Genomic DNA, 19,733 nt, shown 5'->3' with positions numbered 1-19,733 from the left:
CGATCATCAGTTATGCGCATTATCAGCCTGATGCACCACCACTTGATTAAACGGAATGTTCCATTGCTGCTGGTTGCAGACATCCACCGCAAAACGCTGCAGATCGCGCACTATATCATTGTAGTTCCCCGCAGCGCTTCCATCGAGTACGGCAACGATTTTATAATCCAGAGATGAGCTATTGGCCTGGTTGAAATAGACCAGAAGGTCCTTGATCGCATGGCCATAGTTTTCCTGCAGCAACCCCTTGCGTATCCCCTCCCTGAAAATTCCGGGGATATCGGTTGTACATCGCGGCTGATATTTGTAGTCGATCCCAATCACGCTGACAACAATAAACCCCTCTGAGAGATTCTTTGGACAGGCTTCGATAAAATCCTGTACAGGATAGATTTGCGGCATTGTGCCATTCCCCAGTGTAAGCTGCACATGCTCCGGTGTTATGCACTTGACCTTAAGACACCATCCATTCGAAAGCAGCACAAAATCACCTTCCTTGCAGGGAAACCAGGGTTCCTCGTCTGTATAAGGGCGGGATACATAAGTATTCAGTTCTGACAACGGCAGTCGCACTCTTAATTCAGGCATAGCGGGATTCGTCAGTCTTGTATAAAAATTGAGCCGGTCTATTTTCATAGGTACGCCATTGTACAAAATACGTTCACCCTCCCTGACCGGGCCTGCATTGAGTATAGTCTGCAATTCATTGATGTAGCGTGGAACAGAATTTTTTAACGCCCAGATAGCAACAATCAGCACTAATACCGCTATCCCCACCAACACTTGATCATTACGTTGATCCAACACATAGAAAATGGTCGCTATGGAAAAAAGTACCATCATCGTACGATAGACAAGATGGGCTAAACGTTGAAAATAGGACAGTTCGCCATTTCGATTTCGCGTGCTTACCCACATGATTGCATTCCAAACAAGCGACATGGAAAAAAATACCAGCACCGCTGCCAGCACCGCCATTAGAATGGTAGCACCGCGCCCCAGTACAAATTGCTGAATATGGTCGCCGATTGATACTTCCTTTTCAATTTCAGCTGCGATCATGCCATCCAGCTGCATTTCCACAACACCCAGTTGATGCTTACTATCCTCCAACAGGTTATCCCACTTTTTCTTGACTTTCCTAAACCTGTCGAGCGCTGCTTCCTCAAGGCCTTCTTTATTAATACGTGCCATTTTCTCAAGCGCCTTGTTACTGTCCTCAATTTGCGATTGATAAAATGCTATTTTGTTTTGAAGCTGAATGACCTTGCGTTTGTCCTCGGTATACTGATGCAATTCATTCATGATCGGCTGCAGAATTTCAAGTAAATTTTTCTGCCAGTCAAAAATTTTATCCTGTGAATCATCAACTTTTGCCAAATCCAACCCACCGGTCTGTATTACCTCAAACGCATTTTCCTGTTCTTTAATTAGTTGGTTAATTTCATCTATCTCATTGAGGATAGTTGTTTTTTCCTTCTCTGTTTTTGCCTTGTTCAACAAAATTGTTTTATCTTCAAGTTCATTCTTCAACACATTGATATTATTGATAATCGTGTTTAACCTATCAAAAATGACCTCTTCTCGAGAAGATTGTTCTGCAAGTTGATCGAGCGAAGGTTTGCGTGCCGGAGAAGGTGGCCAGGATGTTGCTGTTTGAATGGCGTGATTTTTCTCAGATTGGGGTACAGCTATATTTTCAGTCTTACTACCAGCCATGATTACGAACGAGATTGAAAAAAATATGGCCAGGAAAGTGAGAGCCACTCTGCTTTTGGTACTGAATTCAAATTTCTTTCTCATAGTGTTCATTGTTTTCCTTACTAACTGATAAATTCTAAAGGCTGATATCGAGCGTATCCATCAATGCAAACTGCACAATCATCACAATACTGTCGGTTGATTTTCATCCATAAAAAACTGCTCAACGTCTTTCAACTGACGGGTGCGCTTCATCGGCGGCAGGCTTTGCCAGATTTTACGGCCATACGATTTGGTCGTCAGTCGCGGATCACAAATCATCAGCACGCCCCTGTCCGTTTCGTCACGAATCAAGCGGCCAGCACCCTGTTTCAGACTGATCACAGCGTGTGGCAATTGATATTCCATAAAAGCATTACCGCCTTCACGGTTTATTTTTTCGATACGTGCGGATAAAACCGGATCATCCGGTGGCGCAAACGGCAGTTTATCGATGATCACCAATGACAGTGCCTCGCCGCGAACATCAATGCCCTCCCAAAACGAATGACTGCCGATTAAAACTGCATTTTCCAGCTCTCGGAAACGTTTCAGCATGCTCGAGCGTGATCCGTCTCCCTGCAGTAGCAATGGAAACTCAATTCGTTCCGCCTTAAAATCAACCATTAACTGATCATAAACCTGCTGCATGGCACGCAGACTGGTGCACAGAAAAAAGGCACGCCCACGACTAGCCTTCAACACCGGCAAGGCAGACTTAACGACATGTTCCGTGTAACCCTTGTGATATGGCTCTGGCAGGCCGTCGGGCACATACAGCAATGCCTGTTCGGGATAATTAAACGGGCTGTCCCAACTAGCTGACTGCGCTGCCGCCAAACCCATTTCACCCAGATAATGATCAAAATTCTGCTTGACCGATAAGGTTGCCGAAGTAAATATCCAGGCACGCGGCGAGGCATTCAGCTGGCGGTTAAAAATTTCGGCAATCGACAAAGGCGTGGCGTTCAACTGCAAAGCCCGACTGTAAACCTCCACCCAGCGCACAAATCCCGCCGCACCTGTATCTGTATTTGCATCTGTATCATTCCGCCAGCGTTTGATCGCATCGACATGATCGCTTGCGCGCCGCCAGCAATTTTCCAGACTTTCTGACCGCTCCGCCTGACCCTCCAGTATATCCGTCAATTCTGACAGTTTTTCCAGCAAATTATCCAGTGCCTGAATAAATGCCTTATTCTTCGCAACGGCAAGTAATGAAAAGCGTACGTTCTCTTCCTGAATTGTCAGCCGCAAATCCTTGGCAGCCTTGTCTACTGCAGCTATCGCATCCGGTAACACCACACAGTCCTGCGCCGTTTGCACGGCCTCCACCTTGCAGTCCTGCGCCAGATCAAGCAACTGACCGGTACTGATCGATTCACCAAAGAACAAACTGGCTGTTTCCGGTAACTGATGCGCCTCGTCGAAAATAACCGTATTACAGGCGGGCAGTAATTCGGTCAGCCCTTCGTCACGCAGCATGACATCCGCAAAAAACAAATGATGATTCACCACCACGACATCCGCCGCCAGTGCTTTCTTGCGCGCTTCCATCAAAAAACACTGCTTGTAATTCGGACACTCCGAACCCAGGCAGTTTTCCCGCGTGGCCGTCACATGGTGCCAGATCGCTGCGTTTTCAGGCACCGTATTCAAACCGCCTTTGTCGCCGTCCCTGCTATGCATCGCATAGCGTTCAATTTTCTGCAAATATTTGATTTCTTCGCGATTAACAAAAGTCAGATAATTATCCTGCAGCGCCCTCTCCAGATGATAATGGCAGATATAATTGGCGCGGCCTTTCAACAAAGCCACACTGACCGGCACATTCAGCGCTGCGCGCACACTCGGAATATCCCGATTGAACAATTGATCCTGCAACGTTTTAGTGCCTGTGGAAATAATCACCTTGCCGCCCGCCAGCAAAGCGGGCACCAGATAAGCAAACGTTTTACCGGTCCCTGTTCCCGCTTCCGCAACCAGTAAACCGTTTTTTTCAATCGTTTCCGCAATCGCCTGTGCCATATCCAACTGCTGGGCGCGCGCACGGAATCCCGGAATCTGTCTGGATAACAGGCCGTCTGATGCGAAAACCGATTTGAGATCGAGCATGAAAAAAGAAAGAAATATTGACTCTCCCCTATTATACGCATCGAGTAAACAGCAGGTAAGGCTGATTAACACCCCCTGATGATTGATTGCTAAAATTTTACAGGAAGCTTTGTCACAGTTAAAATAAAACCCTGTCTACAACAAAATTGATCGATAACTTTGACAAAAGTGTTATCTAATTGATAGCGCTTAGAAGGCTGTTCAAGCACATCATCGCAACAAATTCAGGATGATCAACAAGCTGGCAAAAAAGATCGTGTAATACGAATATTGTCTGACATTTCTGGAATGATCGGCTTTAGAAGGAAAGTTCATATCATTATCACCACCATCCCCATATTTTTTTCGAATATAGGCATAGACCTGATCATGGTAAGCGTACATGTAACGATGATAAATCATCGACAAAAAAGAAAATATCAGACCAAACCATCCTAAAAGCTCAATCATCGTGCACTCCCTATGGATTCATAGACTGACTCTGCAAAAACATCCAATCAAATTTCAATTCATTAAAATCATATCGGCTCATCGCTGATATTATCTCAATCATTCATAGCGTTATGCGCTCTATTATAGTAGACACTTGTGCAACAAACCCAGTTCTCGCGCCGAGAATGATTGATTCGGGGTTGAACTGCCCACATGACATTCGTTCATCAGATAAGTCAAAAATCTTTCGCTTGGGCCGCATCCATATCTCACCATTAATACATTTGAAGAATTAATTTTTACGTCACCAGAATTACATTCAAGACGCGACACCTCTTCCTTACAAAATGATTTAGCCCCAAGGAAAAGTCAGCTCATGACAATTGGCGTTGAATATAAGAATAACCGTGTTAAAACCACCGAAAAATATGCTGTTACATCACGCAGTGACTAGAGCGTGTCTGCCCAACATCAGGCAACCATTGCCAAACATGATCTGCAACTATCACTAGGCCGTGATGACAATGAACAATTTGGCAGCCGCGTAACAGGCAGAATCGGCCTGGGGTTATACACGTAGCATCAAGGGAATTCCACTCGTCAGAAAATCTTACACCTGGCCGTGACGGCGCTTTATGATGAGTTCAGGAAAACAGTTAAAATACCACACAATCAGTAATCTATAGGAGTTTTTAATAACCTGGCATATTAATTGCTTTACATTTTTATCAAGAGCTTTTTATATGCATCCTTATAACTTTCAAAGGAGAAAGCTTGCACAATAATTAAGAACTAAATAAAGGAAATTATTATGTCTATCAGCACAATATTAACTAATTTTAATGTCAATAGAGTGCAGCGTTCACGCAGCACCACTTTTGCTGCTGTTTTGCTGACACTATTACTATCGATTGGCTCAACACACGCCGCACCAATAAAAACTGACTTCGTCTTTATGATCGACGCAACAGGTTCAATGTCAAGTGAGATTGCGGGCGTTCGAGCCGGTTTTTCCTCTTTTGTCGGAAGCTTGAATGCGGCAACGGTTGATGCCCGATATGCTGTCGTGGTATATGGCGGCGCCCCGGAATTGACGCTTGATTTTACCGCCGACGGCACAGCCGCGCAGACTGCGCTTAATAACATAACCATCGGCGCGAATCCTGGTATCCAAAATAACCACAACTTCAATCCTGAAGCCGGACTCGAAGTCATTCGAATGGTCCTGGGTGCCGCACCTAATAGCGAGCTTGCTAATAACAATATTCCTCAAGACGGCTTCCTCAACTTCCGCGTAGATGCACGTAAGAATTTAATCTTGGTAACCGATGAAGATTCAGATAATCCATTTCACGCAGTCAATGATGGATTTAACCTGCAGGAAGAAATAGATGCAACCGCATTGGCAGTGATCGGTAATAGCGCATTCTTGAATATGCTCGTCGGCCATGACGGAAATTCTGAACAACAATATGGTGACTATATTCATGATGTCTCCGATGCAAACCTACTGAACTTTGATGCTGCTGCAACGTTGGCAAATTTAACTGGCAATACTGTAACCGATAATAGCTTACAGGCGCAGGTTCTTGGAGCAGGGCTTTTAGCGAGGACTTTCAATGTCGCCGGCGCAAATAATTCGGACTTTGTAGACAACTTCTTTGCAGCAAAACTTGAAGAAGTGATTACAGACCCGGGCCTGCCTCCTTCTACAGTTCCTGAACCTGGCATCCTTGCTCTTCTGAGTCTTGGTCTGGCAGGATTCGGATTCTCACGGAGAAAGAATAAAATATAAGGGTGAAAGGATTCAATAAAAAAGCCTCGACTGGATCGAGGCTTTTTTATGCTTGAATCAAAAGGAACAGACTCACTGCTGCCGCACTTGGCACTTGGCACTTTGCAGTTAAAAAGCGGCTTATTAATCTCAACAAATTGTTACAATGGCAGCGCGAACAAACACTGTGAAACAATAGGGTGTAACCTTTTTTTCACCATACCACAGCAGAATTCTCGATTGGCAAATCCGCCGCGGCCCTTGTCAAAAGAAGCGTCATGATGGCCGCAATAAAACAATCGAGTCTGACCCCATTGATTTTTGGGGCGGGCTAATTTTGTGACCCCATTGATTTCCTTAGTTGCGATCCATATGCCTTTTAACGAACTGGCTAAGCTTATCTTCAACAAAATGGTTAGGACGCCACCCTGAAAATAATTTATCAATAATAAAGTCATTTGCGAAACCCGAAGCTGATCCTGCAATTGGATTTACACATCCAGCTCCAGTAGCAAATAAATAGCGAACAATTTTTGCAGGAAGCTTCTGAATCCAACCTCTAGAACTACAATCTTTGATATACGCTTGAATTAAACCTTCATCAGGATTAACACTTCCAACCCAATTATTAAATTTTCTTGTGCTAGATTTATCGAGCAAATTTAGAAATTCACCGAAAGAGCGTTTTCCCGAATCAATAACTTCGGCTACTGTTGGCGTATCAGGCAAAAAAATTTCTATGAATTGATGGCTGGAATCCAAATTAATCTCTGTCCTTCTCAGTAATTCGGCATATTTAATTTGAATTATTGAGGAAGTGGTTTTGGAAGTTATAAAATCCCCACCATAAAAAGACGCTAAGGTTAAGTCGACACGCGCATCCAAAATCTTGCCAAGCAAATGGGCTAACTTTATAGGTTCAACTGGTGGTGTAAATTGGTTCCGTTTTTGGTTAATTAACTTAAAATCGATTCTAGTAAAAACAAATATGCCAAGTTCAGTTTTGGTTAATTTTAATTCTAAATCTTCTCCTGGATCATAACCTCCTGGAGTAGCAGTAACCGCAGCACGTATAGCCTGCTTTGCATACTCTTGATCAAGTAAATCACTTCTTGCAGCATCCGCAATATCATTTTTACCAAAATGCTTTCCCGATAATTTACGCACTGCAACCAAATCAAAAAATGCTTTTGAGAAACTGACTGCTTTTGCTTTTCCGATTGTATTATGACGTTTCAATCTATATTGCAATCGTTCACGTGGACTTTTAAATACTCCATCATCTTGATGGCCAACAAATTTAATGAAACCAAAATCGTAACCTGGAGTGACGCCAATATGCGTTGTATGAGTAGCAGCTAATTCTTCACAATATACAGCCGACACTTCTGGCCGTTCTAGCAATCTTAGGATACTTGTCGATCCAATTTGTTGAATAAGATTTATTAATGTTTCATAGTCTATAAAAAGATGTACTCGCTGATAAAAAAGCAACAACTCAGCTATCTGTCCGGCTGAAATGGGGCCGTCATGCTCTGATCGACGAAGAACGATACTCTCAAACATTATGTAGAAATAGAAAGTAAAAAAATAATTTTATTGTCACATAGAATACATTTTACTGGTAAGTATTGACGACAAGTGTTGTGAAGCAAATTAAGGCGATTGAACAAGCACTCCCTTTTACCTTGCGCGATTTTGATTGCGACAATGGTAGTGAGTTTCTCAATTACTACTTGCTGCGGTATTTCACACACTCATACACTCATACACTCATAGGGTCACACTCATAGCACTCATAGCACTCATAGCACTCATAGCACTCATAGAGCACTCATAGGGTACACTCATAGAGTCAGGTCTATATAAGATGCCTCATGAAACACTCATAACAACACAAAGGGGCCACCTATTATCATATTCTTTACCTGATGCATTAATACTGCTCAATGTAAGTTTTCGTTAATCTGTCGATCAAATATAGCAATTGAACCTGACATACTGCCATAGTGGCTTAACCCAAAAAACATTACAATCAGTTATAAATATCCCAATAACTGATTGATTCATAATACTTGGATAGTCTATTTCACAGACTTCCGGCATTTTTCAATTGTGTTACCGCTTTATCAAAACTGTAAAAAGCTGACAAAGAATCCCCGATATCCTCTGCGACAAAGTGCGATTTATTGGCAATGAGTGAATCGGCAAAATCGAGTTCTTTGCCACGTACTGACCTGGCTTCCTCGTAATCGCATAGTGCAGACCAGATCACCCGGGAGTTCTCAAAAATAAAAGTCCCGTCACCTATCATGCCGCGCACAACAACACATACAGCGGCTTTGTCCAGGCTGTCTCGGCTAAATCAATACCTGTAATCAATACAGGATATTTATTTTTAATCAGGCTTTTTGCCTTTGCATGTTGAACTGCATCGTCCGCCAATAGATACTGAAGTAACATATTGGTATCTATTGCAATCATTCAAAATGGCCCTGTCTTGACTGCACATCACTGACAGTCTTGCTTGCTTTGGTTCCTTTCAATAAACCTGCTGCCGAACCGATTTCTTTTTGTATGATATTGAATTGATTTCCATGGAAAAATTTCTACTTCATTACCTGGTTAGATACCCAGTTCGTTACAATCGGCAACGGGTAATGTAATTTGTCTTTTTGCACTTATTCTTGGCATCGCTAACCTCCATTGTCTTTGCTAATATTGTAGGTAACATCGGTAAAACTTAATTCCTGGGGCTAAACTTGCTAAAACTGATCTTAAGATACTGTGCACGGCACCCGGATGTTCATCCCCTAACCCCATTCACATAAGCGGCAGTCAATTCATGACTCGGTGATTCAAAAATATGCTGGCAGCGGCCGAATTCGACCAGTTGACCAGCACGTTCCTTGATCCAGAAGAGTGCGGCGTAATTGGCGATGCGTCTGGCCTGCGCCAGATTATGGGTAACGATAACGATGGTGTAACGTCCTTGCAGGCGGCAGATCAAATCCTCTACCACGCCGGAAGCGATAGGATCAAGCGCACTGCAGGGCTCGTCCATGAGCAGAATCTGCGGATTCAATGCCAGCGCGCGCGCAAAACAAAGGCGTTGCTGCTGTCCACCGGACAGGCTTAATGCCGATGTATCAAGGCGATCATACACTTCAGCCCACAAACCGACATCGCGTAGCACCTGCTCGGTAATTGCAGCGACTTCTGCTTGTTTGCGAATACCATGTTCATTGAGCGGTAGCGCAATATTACGGCGAATGGAAAGCGGAAAAGGTGTCGGTTTCTGAAAAACCATGCCGATCTGTCTGCGCAACTCCTGTACGTTACTGTCAGAGCGATGGATATCCTGATCGTATACAAAAATGTTGCCGTTGACGCAGCAGCCTGGAATCAAATCGGTCAGACGATTGATGGCCGACAAAAAACTGCTCTTGCCGCAACCGGACGGCCCGATCAACGCAGTGATGCAGCCTTTGTATATATCCAGTGTCACTTTGTCGAGCGCGATTTTGTCGCCATAATGCAGCGACAGGTCTTTCACCTGAATAACCGGCTGCGGATCGCAGCAGACCGGGCCTGCTTCAAGCGGCCCGAGGGTAAATGCATCATCCTGGTTTGCGTTCATGTCATGATTCTCCAGCGCTGCAGACCATAGGCAAGCTTCATGGCCAGAATATTAATGCATAATAACAGCGTTACCAATACCAGTGCTGATGCGTAGGCAGGCATGTCGCCCCCAGGCACGTTCATGGATAAGTCAAAAATATGCAGTGCGAGCGCTCGGCCTGAATCAAGCAGCGAGCCCGGCATGCGCTCGACATAACCGCTGGTAAACAGCAGTGCGGCCGTCTCGGCCAGCGCGCGACCGATACCGAGCAGCAGGCCGGCAGCCAAAGCCGGTGCCGCAGCGGGGAGGATTAAATGTATGAGTGTTGCGGTACGAGTCATGCCCAGCGCAGATGCGGACAATCGATAAGTATCCGGTACGGCGCGCAAACCGGCTTCTGCCGTACTGGTCAGAATCGGCAACAACATACACGCCAGTGTCAAACCTCCCGATAAAATCGAAAAACCCAGACCCAGATAAATACTGAAAAAGGCATTGCCAAACAGGCCAAAAACAATAGACGGCACACCCGCCAGCACATGCAGGCTGAATCGTACCGTTTTGCCAAATGAACTGGCTGCGGGCATGCATTCAACCAGCAGTATCGCCGTGCTCCACGCCAGCGGCACGGCCGCAATCAACGCCACACATAAAATCAACAACGTGGAAATCAGAATGGAAGCAATCCCCCCTGCCCGTCCGGCATCGCGTGGCGATTCGGTTATAAATTCCCAGGAGAGATGCATTATGCCGCCACGTGCCAGATCAGCCAGTATCCATATGAAAACCGCACCGACCAGAAACACGGCACTATAAATCAGGCATTGCGCCAGACGATCCCGGATCCGATGTACTGTATGCAGCTGCTGATTGTCACGCATGGCGCTGCTTTTCCAGAAATCCGGCAATACTGGAGAGCACCATTACTAACAGCAACAGCAGCAAGCCGGAAACAAACAGGACTGCGCGATGATCGCCCATGGCATAGGCCATTTCCAGCGCAATATTGGCGGCCAATGTGCGTATGGGATCGAATACGGTTTCAGGATATTGCACCACATTACCGGCCACCATCAATACCGCCATAGTTTCGCCCAGCGCGCGCGCCGCCGCCAGAATGATGCCGGCGGTAATCCCTGAACCTGCCGCAGGCAACGCAACGCCACTGATCATACCCCAACGCGACAGCCCCAGTGCCGCTGCATTATGAATAAGTTCATCCGGCACCGCCGCCAGCGCCGTGTAAGCGGTTAATGTAATCAAAGGCAGCACCATTAATGTCAGTACCAGAATTGCCGCCAGCAGGCTGGCGCCGGGTGGATGCCATTGATTAATCAGCGGCACCAGTGTCGTCAGTCCCCAGAACCCAAAAACCACCGAAGGAATACCTGCCAGCAACTCAATCAAACGTTTGTATAACGTAGCCAGATGCGATGGCGCATAAAACACGATAAATAGTGCTGAAGACATGCCCAGTGGCACTGCCAGCAGCAGTGCGCCCATACTTGCCAGCAGGGTTCCCGCCAACATCGGCATTAAATTATAAGCGCCTTCCAGTGGATGCCAGGATGTGTCGGTGACAAAGCGTGTCAGTGACAGTTGCATTAGAACAGGCCAGGACTCAAGCAGCAGAAAAGCAAGAATCAACAGCAGCACCAACACCGTATTTACCGCGAAAATGCGTAAAATCGCAATTAATAATCGATCAGTCGGTATCAATCGGAACAAAATAGTGCGCCTCGATAAGGGGGTATAGCTGTGGTGACCGGGCAAATTCGATAAATGCTCGAATTATTCCCTGTGGCACACGCGATGTAATCAGATTCAGTGGCCGCGATAACGGAAAAATACCGCTATGCACATTTTCTACAGACGCGGTCACGCCATTCAATGCCAGCAGGCGGATCGGCGTGCCTCGCTGCGCTTCATACGCCGCCGCGCCGATTGAGACGTATCCGATCGCGTGCGGATTACCGGTCACTGTTTTGATGCCCTGCGCGTTATCACCAATAATAATATGTGGTTTGACTGCACTGTTTTTAAGCTGCAGATAATCCAGAAAAAGTTCTAATGTGGAGCGTCCTTCTGCCTTGTTGACAACAGTGATACGTGCATTCGGGCCACCGACGGATTTCCAGTGTGTGATTTTTCCGGTATAAATATCCGCAATTTGCTTTGGATTAAGTGATCTCACCGGATTACTGGCATGCACGATGATACCAATGCCATCCATTGCAATTGAAAACGCATGCAGATCATCTTCATTCGGTTTCAACGCGCGCGACACCATACCGATATCGGCAATGCCTCTGCGCACATCATTGATACCGCGCGACGAACCGCCGGTTTGTACATCAATGCGCACCTCAGGATGCTGCAATTCAAAACGCCTGGCGATTTCACTCATGAGTGGCGCGACGGTACTGGAACCGGTCACTATCAAACGTTGCGATGCGGCACTTACACTCGTTAACCAGCTTGCCCAGATAATCAGGCAAAACAGGTTAATCAGCAGGTATTTTGCACAGTTTTTCATGCCTATTTCCTGTCATTCAACGACCAGTCATAATCTAGATAGCGCATCCTGACACCCCCGGCCTTGACCACTTGCCTGGCTTGTTCACTATCGGTCAGACTGTGTGCGTACTGCGAAAAAAACGCAGCCAAAGAATGCCAGCCTCCCCAGCCACTTTCAAAATCCTGGGTATACCAGTCAAAAATTTTTGAAACTTCAAGCCTGCCTGTTGATGCGTTATAACGGTTACGCGTACGGTCTTCGAGAAAAGCTTTGGTCACAGTCTCCAGTTGATCTTCCAGTTTTCCGCCGGCAAACGCTTCATTCAATAACGCCGGGCAGCCGATTGAAGCGCAATTGACGGCGAAATGAATGCGCGGCTCATTGTAATCACCAGGCTTACGAATCATGCCATGCTCAATATCATCGAGTGAACGCATTTTTCCGAGCAGCGGCACAAATTCTTTTTTCCACGGACTCTGAAATAATGATCCCAGTTCTTTGATTGAATCGACATTCGGGTAGCGCGTCAAAATCAGTTCCACGGTATAGGCGTTATAGGCGTTAATCAAAAAAGCCAGTCGCTCAGCCTGTGGCCACCTGGCGAATTCGCTGTACGAAACTGCGGATAATCGGGACAAATAACTGCGCAATTCATTACGTTGTTTCAAGAACGCGTGATAGTCGACTTCGCTGGCCTGTCCTTGCCGAACCATATGCACATGTTTGTGCAAAAGACCGTCCCAAATACTATGGTCAAAATTGCTCGCTGCGGCAATACTATTGATACTCATGAGAATTATCAGTAGTACAAATGCGTGAAATTTGATTTGCTTCATGATCTGGTGTTCCTTATCTTTGCTGCGCTGACCGATTTCAGCCTATTCGATAATATTTTGTTCATGTTGTGTTAGTCGATAAGACGCCCAACGCCTTACAGCAAATATCATATCGAACTCCCTCAATTTTATCGACTGTGTTCATCGTAACAGGTTTCATGCTCTTCTCGTTTTCTGCCTGTTAATTCCACGCTCACAAAGGAAGGTAAATGGGTCTAAAAGCCAATCCTTTACTGTCAGTCTGCCCTTTGGTCCTGGCGGCGCGAATATCGTAGTGACTGAAGCGCAGCAAAAAGATGCCTGGGCATAATATGTTGAATTAACTACGCGGGTTGCCGGTGTGAAGCTGGAACCAGGGGTTGGATCGGCGCGCGAAGCACTGAACTCGACACACTCATTTTTTGAAACGACCCGCTCAGTATTGAGAGAAGTCGGCCCCGGCGCCGCGTATGGATTAAAATCGGTCGGGCCGATTGCCATTGATATTTTGAATCAGGGTTTATACCTTGTTCTGGTTAAATGGCATAGCAGGCTGAACAGTTTTGAAGATCAGCAAGCCGAAGGCCGAAGAACAAGTAAACAATTCGCCGGTAAGGATATTGTAATTTTGGATGAATCACGCTGGCCTGAACGCAACACATTTTACTAGAAACTGTAAGAAAACCGTCAGCGCATGTTGATATATACGCGAGTTATGGCACGCATAGCCGGTATCGATAGCGGCAACAGCAACTGATTGAATTAGAATGTTGTGATGGTTTATGTATTGTAAAAATTAACGACCCATCGTGCAAACAGCTGATCGTCAAGTGCCGCTGTTAATGATGCTTTGCCTTCCCGGACACGATCTGCAGGTATGATGTTGCGTCGAATATCAATCAGCGTTGATGAATAATCCTTGTTAAATTCAGGATGGCCCTGAACACTTAAAAAGTGATTACCATAGGCCAGCATGTAATAAGGACAAAATGTACTGCCTGCCAGCACATCTACTTTAACATGCTGCGGCAAAGTAACAACCTGGTCCTGATGACTGTCGATCAGGTTGAGCGTTGGTTGCGCAGGTTCCATCCAGGGCTTTTGGTGCGTTACCTGATTGATGGAAACGCCAATTCCCCAGCCTTTATCGGATTTCCTTACTTCCCCGCCCAATGCCTTGATCATTATCTGATGGCCGAAGCAGATGCCGACATATGGTTTTTTTACCTGATCCAGTCTGATGACGAATGCCTCCAGATGTTCAATCCATGCGGCGCCATCGTAAACGCTATGACGGCTGCCGGTGGTCATATAGGCATCACATTCATCCAGGTTTGTAGGGTATTCAAACCGTTGAACGTGAAATACTTTAAATTGATAATCCGGCGCGACTTTGGAAAACAATGCAGCAATCATATGAGGATAATCGCCAAATTGCGGCTGCAGTTCATCGCGGACATGGTCACACTGTAAAATTCCTATTTTCATCTACTGCTTGTAATATTATCGGGTTAAAGGATTGTTAAAGCGCACCATTGACGGCATCGGTAAAAATTGCTGCATAACGTTGCGCGTTGAAGGCAATCGGATTGCCACCAGCGGCTGAATCGACGGCCGCCATCGCACCGACGCGCTCTGCCTGGGCGGTATCAATACCGATTGCAGACAAGCTGTGTTGAATACCCAGCTGACTGCGTATTTCCAAGATCCAGTTCAGGAATCCGTCAAATGATGTATCACTCAGCATTAAATAACGGCTCAGATGTTCAATCCGGATTTCTATAGCTGTCCGATTTGCTTTAAGAATATACGGCATGAGAATGGCATTGAGCAAACCGTGATGTGCATTATAAAGCGCGCCTAACGAATGCGCGATGGCGTGCATGCCACCCAGCCCTTTTTGAAAAGCAGTCGCGCCCATCAGCGAGGCGGCCAGCATCTGCGTGCGCGCTTCGAGGTCTTGTCCCTGTGCATAGGCTCTGGGCAGATAATCTTTGACCAGCCGGATGCCTTCCATCGCAATACCGTCCGCCATCGGATGGTAGAAAGGCGCACAAAATGCTTCCAGATTATGCGACAGCGCATCCATGCCGGTAGCAGCGGTGATCTGTGCAGGTAACGACACCGTTAATTCCGGGTCAAGAATGACGCGTTCCGGCAACATTCTAGGATGGAAAATAATTCTTTTAATCTGATGCTCGGTATCGGTAATGACGGCGGCGCGACCGGCTTCCGAACCGGTTCCAGCGGTAGTGGGAATAGCAATCACAGCAGCCATACCCGCTTCGCTGACACGCATCCAGTTATCGTTGCTGTCTTCAAAGTCCCACAGTGGACGGTTCTGACCCGCCATCAACGCCACTGCTTTGGCAGCATCCAGTGCGGAGCCACCACCCATTGCAATCACGCCGTCATGGTTGCCGGCGCGATAGGCATTGACGCCATCGCTGACATTCCGCCCGGTGGGATTACTCTGGATTTCACTGAATAATCCGCATCGCAAATCAGCTGCAGCGCAACGATCAATGGTTTCCTGAATCACCGGTAATGCCGCCAGACCCGGATCGGTAATCAGTAACGGCGACTGCATACCCAACTGTTTGCACGTTGCAGGTAATGTTTGAATACGCCCTTTGCCTACGCTGATTGCATTGGGATAATTCCAGCTGGCTGTCAGATCGGACATTAAACGTCCCCCTTACGAAACAATTTTGATATGGTAAGACTTGGGTCGTGTAAACGCATTAAAACCCAGTTTAGACAAAGTGCATCCCCGTCCCGTATTTTTCACGCCGGTCCAGGCCAGTTCGGGATCCAGATAATCACAGCGATTGACAAAAAACGTGCCGGTTTCAATCTGCTGTCCCAGAGTAGCTGCAATTTCGATATCCTGAGAAAAAACGGATGCAGTCAGGCCGAACATGCTGTCGTTCATCAGCATTACCGCTTGCGCATCGGACGTCACTTTCATAATCCCCACGACCGGCCCGAAGCTCTCTTCTGTCATCACCCGCATGCTGTGGTCGACTTGCGTCAGTACCTGAGGCGCCATATAAGGCGTTCCTTCCTGATCCATGGAAAAATCAGCCGGATCGATATGCGCCACGGCACCTTGCGCAACAGCCTCGTTGATCTGGCCCCGGACAAACGCTGCCGCTGCCGCATTCACCAAAGGTCCCAGCATCGTCTCAGGATCATCAGACCGCCCCAACCGGTATTGCCTGACCAGCGCCACAAATTTCTCGACAAAGCGGTCATAAATCGATTCATGCACATAAATGCGCTCAATGCCGCAACACGATTGCCCCGAATTAAAGAACGCACCATCCACTGTATTATCCACCGCATAATCCAGATCTGCATCGGCACGAATATAGCTCGGATCTTTACCGCCCAGCTCTAAACCAACACCGACAAAACGTCCGGCGGCCAGTCTTTCAATGCTTGCACCCACCGACACCGAACCGGTAAACGCCACAAAATTAATCGTCCCCGACTGGATTATCGCTTCGGTGACTTCATGCGTCATATGCAGATATTGGAAAACGCCTTCAGGTATTCCGGCCTGCTGAAACGCCGCAAAGATGCGCTCGGCACACAATGGTGTTTGTGCTGAATGTTTAAGCAATACCGCATTACCTGCGAGCAACGCGGGAACAATCGCATTAATGGGTGTATGCAGCGGAAAATTCCATGGCGCAATGACCAGCACCACACCTACCGGTTCCCGGTCGATATAGCGTATAAAACCTGTTTTCTCGCTGACCTGCACCGGCGCAAGGGCCTCATCGGCCACTGCAATCATATAGCGCGACCGCTCGGCAAAACTGTTGATTTCGTTCGCTGCATACTGAATGGGCCTGCCCATTTGCCAGCACAACTCTCTGGCAATGACATCGCTGTCAGCAACAAACGCATCAACAGCGCGGCTGCATATCGCTTTGCGTTCACTGAGCGGTGTATTGCGCCACGCAGCCTGCGCCTGTTCAGCTTTTGTTAACGCTGTACGCACCTGCTCACTGTTCGCATAAGGACGTTCAACAAAAAGAGAGCCGTCAATTGGACTGAATGTTTTGAGTGTAGATGCCATTAGATGATCTCGAAGTAGCGTTCCATTTCCCACTCGGAAACATGCTTGCGGAACTGGCGTTCCTCCCATTCACGGGTAGCAGTATAGTGGTCGACAAACGCATCGCCGAAAAGCGTGCGTGCGGCTTCAGAATGTTTTAACCGCTGCGCCGCATCCCACAATGTTACCGGCAGCATCAAATGCGCAGGCAACGGATAATCATAGGCATTGCCGGTTATCAATGGTTCGGGCTCCCATTGATTGGTAATACCGTAAAGACCGGACGCCAACGCTGCGGCAAGGGTAATGTAGGGATTACCGTCAGATGCGCCCACACGGTATTCAATACGCTGTGACTGTTCGCTGCCGGGAATAACACGCAACGCCGTGGTTCGGTTTTCCACGCCACAGGTCGCGCCCGTCGGTGCCCAGGCGCCGGGAATCAACCGGGTATAACTGTTAATGGTTGGCGCAACCAGACATAAAAATTCCGGCATCAGGCGTTGCTGGCCAGCCAGAAAATGACGCTGGATGGCGCTCATACAATGTGCCTGATCAGGATCATAAAACGAAGAACGTCCATCGCTGCGGTTGCGCAGTGATAAATGGATATGGCCGCTTTGTCCGGGATAATCCATCGACCATTTGGCCATAAAAGTGGCCATCAAATCATTTCGCTGTGCCAGCACTTTCATAAAAGTTTTGAATAGCGCGCCCTTGTCAGCCGCATATTCGGCATGATCAAACACAAGTGCGGCTTCGAGCACACCCGGCCCGGTTTCGTCGTGCAACCCTTCGATGGGAAAATCCATGATCTCAGACATCTGCAGGATCTGATCCATTAAATCAGCGTACACTGAATTACGCAGCAACGAATAACCAAACCAGCCCTGTGACAGCGGTTGCAAGTTTTTGAAATGTTTCTCACGCACGCTTTCAGGCGTTTCCCTGAACATAAAAAACTCATATTCAAGTGCGGCAAAGGGATCAAATCCCATTTCCTGCGCATTATCGATCACCCGCTTCAACACATTGCGCGGACAGATTGCCGCCGCGTCACCGGCAAATTCGCAAATGAACATCAGCATGTTATCTTCAAAAGGGATCTCCCTGCAGCTTTCCGGAATGATACGTACCGTTGCATCGGGGTATCCGGTATGCCAGCCCGTATAAGCGGTATTATCATAAAGCTGATCTTTCGAGTCCCATCCCAGAATCACATCACAAAAGGCAAGTCCCTTTTCAAGCGCCGCCAGAAACTTGTCCTTGTTGATATATTTACCGCGCAGAATACCATCGATATCAAACACACCGATCTTCACATGTGTCGCGTTACGTTCAGTGACAATCAACCTGGCATCTTCAATCGTTTTAACAGCTCTGGGATTTAGCATGGCGACCTCAAATCGTTATTAACAACTGGTTACATGAACCGGTCTGTTTATAGATTACCGCAAGACTATTAACGCAGTGTGACCTTGTTACAAGTCATCTCAGTTTATCCGGTTATCTACAGGCTTATCAATACAAATTCAATTGCATAATGCCTTCAGCGTAATAGTGCCGCAAACCTCACTCTGTTTAAAACAGCCACATCATTATCGATAACCTTTATCCATAACGATGCGACAACGCACCCAGCACTTCTATCGGGTAGCGCCGTAACCGAAATGCTTGCGGGTCGATAGCGCAGATATGCAGATAACGCCAGGCTTGCGGACTGTTAATCCGCAGGTCCCAGGTTCGAGCCCTGGTCAGGGAGCCAATTATTTTCATGGAATTAAAGTGACACACACTGATCATCGGACTTTTGGATTTTGAATCGGTGTGATTGCAAAAGGCTAATTTTTTAATATTGCGACTATCAATACAAGATCATTGGTAGATAATATTATTATGAAAAATCCAGCCATTCTCATGAATTTTTTCAGGATCACGATGCGTCCAGTGGATGACTCCACCTTTATCATTCCATTCGTATTCACCAAAGAATTCAATTGGATCATTTACTGCTAACGTATCAATTCTTGGCGCCAAATCTATATTGTGAGCTATCAGTAGTGTTTGCTTTGACTTTAATTCAATGATGAATCTCTGATGACGGCTGCCACTAAGATCATCTGACAAAATAGAAATCACGACACCTGTCCCGGAAACCTGAACATTACTTTGCACATTAGCAAAAAATTGAGCTAATAATTCATCTCCATCGGCTTCTAACTCAATGTAGTCGGTAATTACTCCCGCCCTCAACAACCCATTAAAATCATCACCATAGACATAAACTTCCTTGCTTCGAGTACCGATATAGGTATCAGTATTGGGATAGTAACGAACCAGATATTCATCCAGAGTAGTAGTTGCTACTCCAGCGGGACTAAATAACTCAGGATAAGATTCCTCAGCAAAATTAAATAACTTATTGCTATTGATTAGAAAATTCTCTGCAGCGGCTATTGATGGAATTAATGCCAGGAACAGCAAGGTAGTTAATTTCATAAGTTATAAATTATACGGGGAAAATATAAAAATACTCAGAAGACCATAACGGCAGACAGCTTGCGATAATAAATTTAATTTAGTAAAAAATATGATAATCGAAGGGTAACCCCCCCATTATTAACCGAAGTTAGAAGTAGAGGTTAATG

At 46.4% G+C, this 19,733-nt stretch carries 20 protein-coding genes; 3 read left to right on the top strand and 17 right to left on the bottom strand.

Annotation, left to right across the window (positions count from 1 at the left end; translation table 11 throughout):
* Positions 1 to 6: 6 nt before the first annotated feature.
* The 3 genes from C8R11_RS03820 to C8R11_RS03810 all read right to left on the bottom strand — a co-directional run bounded on the left by C8R11_RS03820 (position 7) and on the right by C8R11_RS03810 (position 4,305).
* On the bottom strand, positions 7 to 1,803 hold the full coding sequence (locus tag C8R11_RS03820) for an AAA family ATPase (RefSeq protein ID WP_107794550.1): 1,797 nt from the start codon (positions 1,801 to 1,803) through the stop codon (positions 7 to 9).
* Between the two features lie 81 nt (positions 1,804 to 1,884).
* The gene (gene yoaA / locus C8R11_RS03815) at positions 1,885 to 3,855 is read right to left on the bottom strand and encodes a DNA repair helicase YoaA (protein WP_107794549.1); all 1,971 of its coding nucleotides are present in this window, start codon (positions 3,853 to 3,855) and stop codon (positions 1,885 to 1,887) included.
* A 210-nt stretch (positions 3,856 to 4,065) separates the two neighbouring features.
* Positions 4,066 to 4,305, bottom strand: coding sequence for a hypothetical protein (locus C8R11_RS03810; RefSeq protein ID WP_107794548.1), 240 nt, complete (start codon positions 4,303 to 4,305; stop codon positions 4,066 to 4,068).
* A 439-nt stretch (positions 4,306 to 4,744) separates the two neighbouring features.
* Here C8R11_RS03810 and C8R11_RS16890 point away from each other — a divergent pair, with 439 nt between their 5' ends.
* Entirely contained in the window at positions 4,745 to 4,867 is a 123-nt protein-coding gene (locus C8R11_RS16890) for a hypothetical protein (protein ID WP_280523861.1), read from the top strand.
* A gap of 231 nt (positions 4,868 to 5,098) precedes the next feature.
* On the top strand, positions 5,099 to 6,082 hold the full coding sequence (locus C8R11_RS16030) for a vWA domain-containing protein (RefSeq protein WP_181258149.1): 984 nt from the start codon (positions 5,099 to 5,101) through the stop codon (positions 6,080 to 6,082).
* Positions 6,083 to 6,418: 336 nt separating this feature from the next.
* Here C8R11_RS16030 and C8R11_RS03795 read toward each other — a convergent pair whose 3' ends face one another.
* The 8 genes from C8R11_RS03795 to C8R11_RS03765 form a co-directional block, all read right to left on the bottom strand.
* The gene (locus C8R11_RS03795; RefSeq protein WP_107794546.1) at positions 6,419 to 7,627 is read right to left on the bottom strand and encodes a hypothetical protein; all 1,209 of its coding nucleotides are present in this window, start codon (positions 7,625 to 7,627) and stop codon (positions 6,419 to 6,421) included.
* A 523-nt stretch (positions 7,628 to 8,150) separates the two neighbouring features.
* Positions 8,151 to 8,375 carry a PIN domain-containing protein gene (locus tag C8R11_RS03790; protein ID WP_107794545.1) on the bottom strand — a complete coding sequence of 75 codons (225 nt, stop codon included), beginning with the start codon at positions 8,373 to 8,375 and terminating at the stop codon, positions 8,151 to 8,153.
* Entirely contained in the window at positions 8,372 to 8,545 is a 174-nt protein-coding gene (locus C8R11_RS15860) for a PIN domain-containing protein (protein WP_146159066.1), read from the bottom strand. Before C8R11_RS15860 ends, C8R11_RS03790 begins: the two co-directional genes overlap by 4 nt.
* A gap of 322 nt (positions 8,546 to 8,867) precedes the next feature.
* Positions 8,868 to 9,701 (bottom strand): phosphate ABC transporter ATP-binding protein, encoded by an 834-nt coding sequence (locus tag C8R11_RS03785; protein WP_107794544.1) that lies wholly within the window; start codon positions 9,699 to 9,701, stop codon positions 8,868 to 8,870.
* Positions 9,698 to 10,564, bottom strand: coding sequence for a phosphate ABC transporter permease PstA (pstA, locus tag C8R11_RS03780; RefSeq protein WP_107794543.1), 867 nt, complete (start codon positions 10,562 to 10,564; stop codon positions 9,698 to 9,700). Before pstA ends, C8R11_RS03785 begins: the two co-directional genes overlap by 4 nt.
* Positions 10,557 to 11,411, bottom strand: a complete 855-nt coding sequence (gene pstC / locus C8R11_RS03775) for a phosphate ABC transporter permease subunit PstC (protein WP_181258148.1) — start codon at positions 11,409 to 11,411, stop codon at positions 10,557 to 10,559. Before pstC ends, pstA begins: the two co-directional genes overlap by 8 nt.
* Complete coding sequence (locus C8R11_RS03770) at positions 11,389 to 12,219, bottom strand: phosphate ABC transporter substrate-binding protein (protein ID WP_107794542.1); 831 nt, start codon at positions 12,217 to 12,219, stop codon at positions 11,389 to 11,391. Before C8R11_RS03770 ends, pstC begins: the two co-directional genes overlap by 23 nt.
* A gap of 2 nt (positions 12,220 to 12,221) precedes the next feature.
* Positions 12,222 to 13,037, bottom strand: a complete 816-nt coding sequence (locus C8R11_RS03765; RefSeq protein ID WP_107794541.1) for a DUF547 domain-containing protein — start codon at positions 13,035 to 13,037, stop codon at positions 12,222 to 12,224.
* A 340-nt stretch (positions 13,038 to 13,377) separates the two neighbouring features.
* On the opposite strand from C8R11_RS03765, the gene C8R11_RS03760 reads away from it, so the two are divergent.
* Positions 13,378 to 13,686: a hypothetical protein gene (locus tag C8R11_RS03760; RefSeq protein ID WP_107794540.1), complete on the top strand. Its 309-nt coding sequence runs from the start codon at positions 13,378 to 13,380 to the stop codon at positions 13,684 to 13,686.
* A gap of 110 nt (positions 13,687 to 13,796) precedes the next feature.
* On the opposite strand, the gene C8R11_RS03755 is transcribed toward C8R11_RS03760, so the two are convergent.
* From C8R11_RS03755 to C8R11_RS03730, 6 genes are all read right to left on the bottom strand, one after another.
* On the bottom strand, positions 13,797 to 14,504 hold the full coding sequence (locus C8R11_RS03755) for a glutamine amidotransferase-related protein (RefSeq protein WP_107794539.1): 708 nt from the start codon (positions 14,502 to 14,504) through the stop codon (positions 13,797 to 13,799).
* Positions 14,505 to 14,538: 34 nt separating this feature from the next.
* Positions 14,539 to 15,702 carry an iron-containing alcohol dehydrogenase gene (locus C8R11_RS03750; protein ID WP_107794538.1) on the bottom strand — a complete coding sequence of 388 codons (1,164 nt, stop codon included), beginning with the start codon at positions 15,700 to 15,702 and terminating at the stop codon, positions 14,539 to 14,541.
* Positions 15,703 to 15,714: 12 nt separating this feature from the next.
* On the bottom strand, positions 15,715 to 17,106 hold the full coding sequence (locus C8R11_RS03745; RefSeq protein WP_107794537.1) for an aldehyde dehydrogenase family protein: 1,392 nt from the start codon (positions 17,104 to 17,106) through the stop codon (positions 15,715 to 15,717).
* The gene (locus C8R11_RS03740) at positions 17,106 to 18,479 is read right to left on the bottom strand and encodes a glutamine synthetase family protein (RefSeq protein WP_107794536.1); all 1,374 of its coding nucleotides are present in this window, start codon (positions 18,477 to 18,479) and stop codon (positions 17,106 to 17,108) included. The genes C8R11_RS03745 and C8R11_RS03740 overlap by 1 nt, the downstream gene beginning before the upstream one ends.
* 217 nt (positions 18,480 to 18,696) lie before the next feature.
* Entirely contained in the window at positions 18,697 to 18,861 is a 165-nt protein-coding gene (locus C8R11_RS16025) for a hypothetical protein (RefSeq protein ID WP_219908536.1), read from the bottom strand.
* 99 nt (positions 18,862 to 18,960) lie between these two features.
* Complete coding sequence (locus C8R11_RS03730) at positions 18,961 to 19,584, bottom strand: DUF3465 domain-containing protein (protein ID WP_107794535.1); 624 nt, start codon at positions 19,582 to 19,584, stop codon at positions 18,961 to 18,963.
* Positions 19,585 to 19,733 lie beyond the last annotated feature (149 nt).

It is taken from the genome of Nitrosomonas aestuarii (genome assembly GCF_003046585.1).
GTDB classification, from domain to species: domain Bacteria; phylum Pseudomonadota; class Gammaproteobacteria; order Burkholderiales; family Nitrosomonadaceae; genus Nitrosomonas; species Nitrosomonas aestuarii.
This window is presented reverse-complemented; position numbering and strand designations above follow the sequence as displayed.

Excerpts from the sequence above, each read along its gene's own strand:
- C8R11_RS03820 (WP_107794550.1), bottom strand. The coding sequence starts at position 1,803 with ATGAGAAAGAAATTTGAATTCAGTACCAAAAGCAGAGTGGCTCTCACT.
- yoaA (WP_107794549.1), bottom strand. The coding sequence starts at position 3,855 with ATGCTCGATCTCAAATCGGTTTTCGCATCAGACGGCCTGTTATCCAGA.
- C8R11_RS03810 (WP_107794548.1), bottom strand. The coding sequence starts at position 4,305 with ATGATTGAGCTTTTAGGATGGTTTGGTCTGATATTTTCTTTTTTGTCG.
- C8R11_RS16030 (WP_181258149.1), top strand. The coding sequence starts at position 5,099 with ATGTCTATCAGCACAATATTAACTAATTTTAATGTCAATAGAGTGCAG.
- C8R11_RS03795 (WP_107794546.1), bottom strand. The coding sequence starts at position 7,627 with ATGTTTGAGAGTATCGTTCTTCGTCGATCAGAGCATGACGGCCCCATT.
- C8R11_RS03790 (WP_107794545.1), bottom strand. The coding sequence starts at position 8,375 with ATGATAGGTGACGGGACTTTTATTTTTGAGAACTCCCGGGTGATCTGG.
- C8R11_RS15860 (WP_146159066.1), bottom strand. The coding sequence starts at position 8,545 with ATGATTGCAATAGATACCAATATGTTACTTCAGTATCTATTGGCGGAC.
- C8R11_RS03785 (WP_107794544.1), bottom strand. The coding sequence starts at position 9,701 with ATGAACGCAAACCAGGATGATGCATTTACCCTCGGGCCGCTTGAAGCA.
- pstA (WP_107794543.1), bottom strand. The coding sequence starts at position 10,564 with ATGCGTGACAATCAGCAGCTGCATACAGTACATCGGATCCGGGATCGT.
- C8R11_RS03770 (WP_107794542.1), bottom strand. The coding sequence starts at position 12,219 with ATGAAAAACTGTGCAAAATACCTGCTGATTAACCTGTTTTGCCTGATT.
- C8R11_RS03765 (WP_107794541.1), bottom strand. The coding sequence starts at position 13,037 with ATGAAGCAAATCAAATTTCACGCATTTGTACTACTGATAATTCTCATG.
- C8R11_RS03755 (WP_107794539.1), bottom strand. The coding sequence starts at position 14,504 with ATGAAAATAGGAATTTTACAGTGTGACCATGTCCGCGATGAACTGCAG.
- C8R11_RS03750 (WP_107794538.1), bottom strand. The coding sequence starts at position 15,702 with ATGTCCGATCTGACAGCCAGCTGGAATTATCCCAATGCAATCAGCGTA.
- C8R11_RS03745 (WP_107794537.1), bottom strand. The coding sequence starts at position 17,106 with ATGGCATCTACACTCAAAACATTCAGTCCAATTGACGGCTCTCTTTTT.
- C8R11_RS03740 (WP_107794536.1), bottom strand. The coding sequence starts at position 18,479 with ATGCTAAATCCCAGAGCTGTTAAAACGATTGAAGATGCCAGGTTGATT.
- C8R11_RS16025 (WP_219908536.1), bottom strand. The coding sequence starts at position 18,861 with ATGAAAATAATTGGCTCCCTGACCAGGGCTCGAACCTGGGACCTGCGG.
- C8R11_RS03730 (WP_107794535.1), bottom strand. The coding sequence starts at position 19,584 with ATGAAATTAACTACCTTGCTGTTCCTGGCATTAATTCCATCAATAGCC.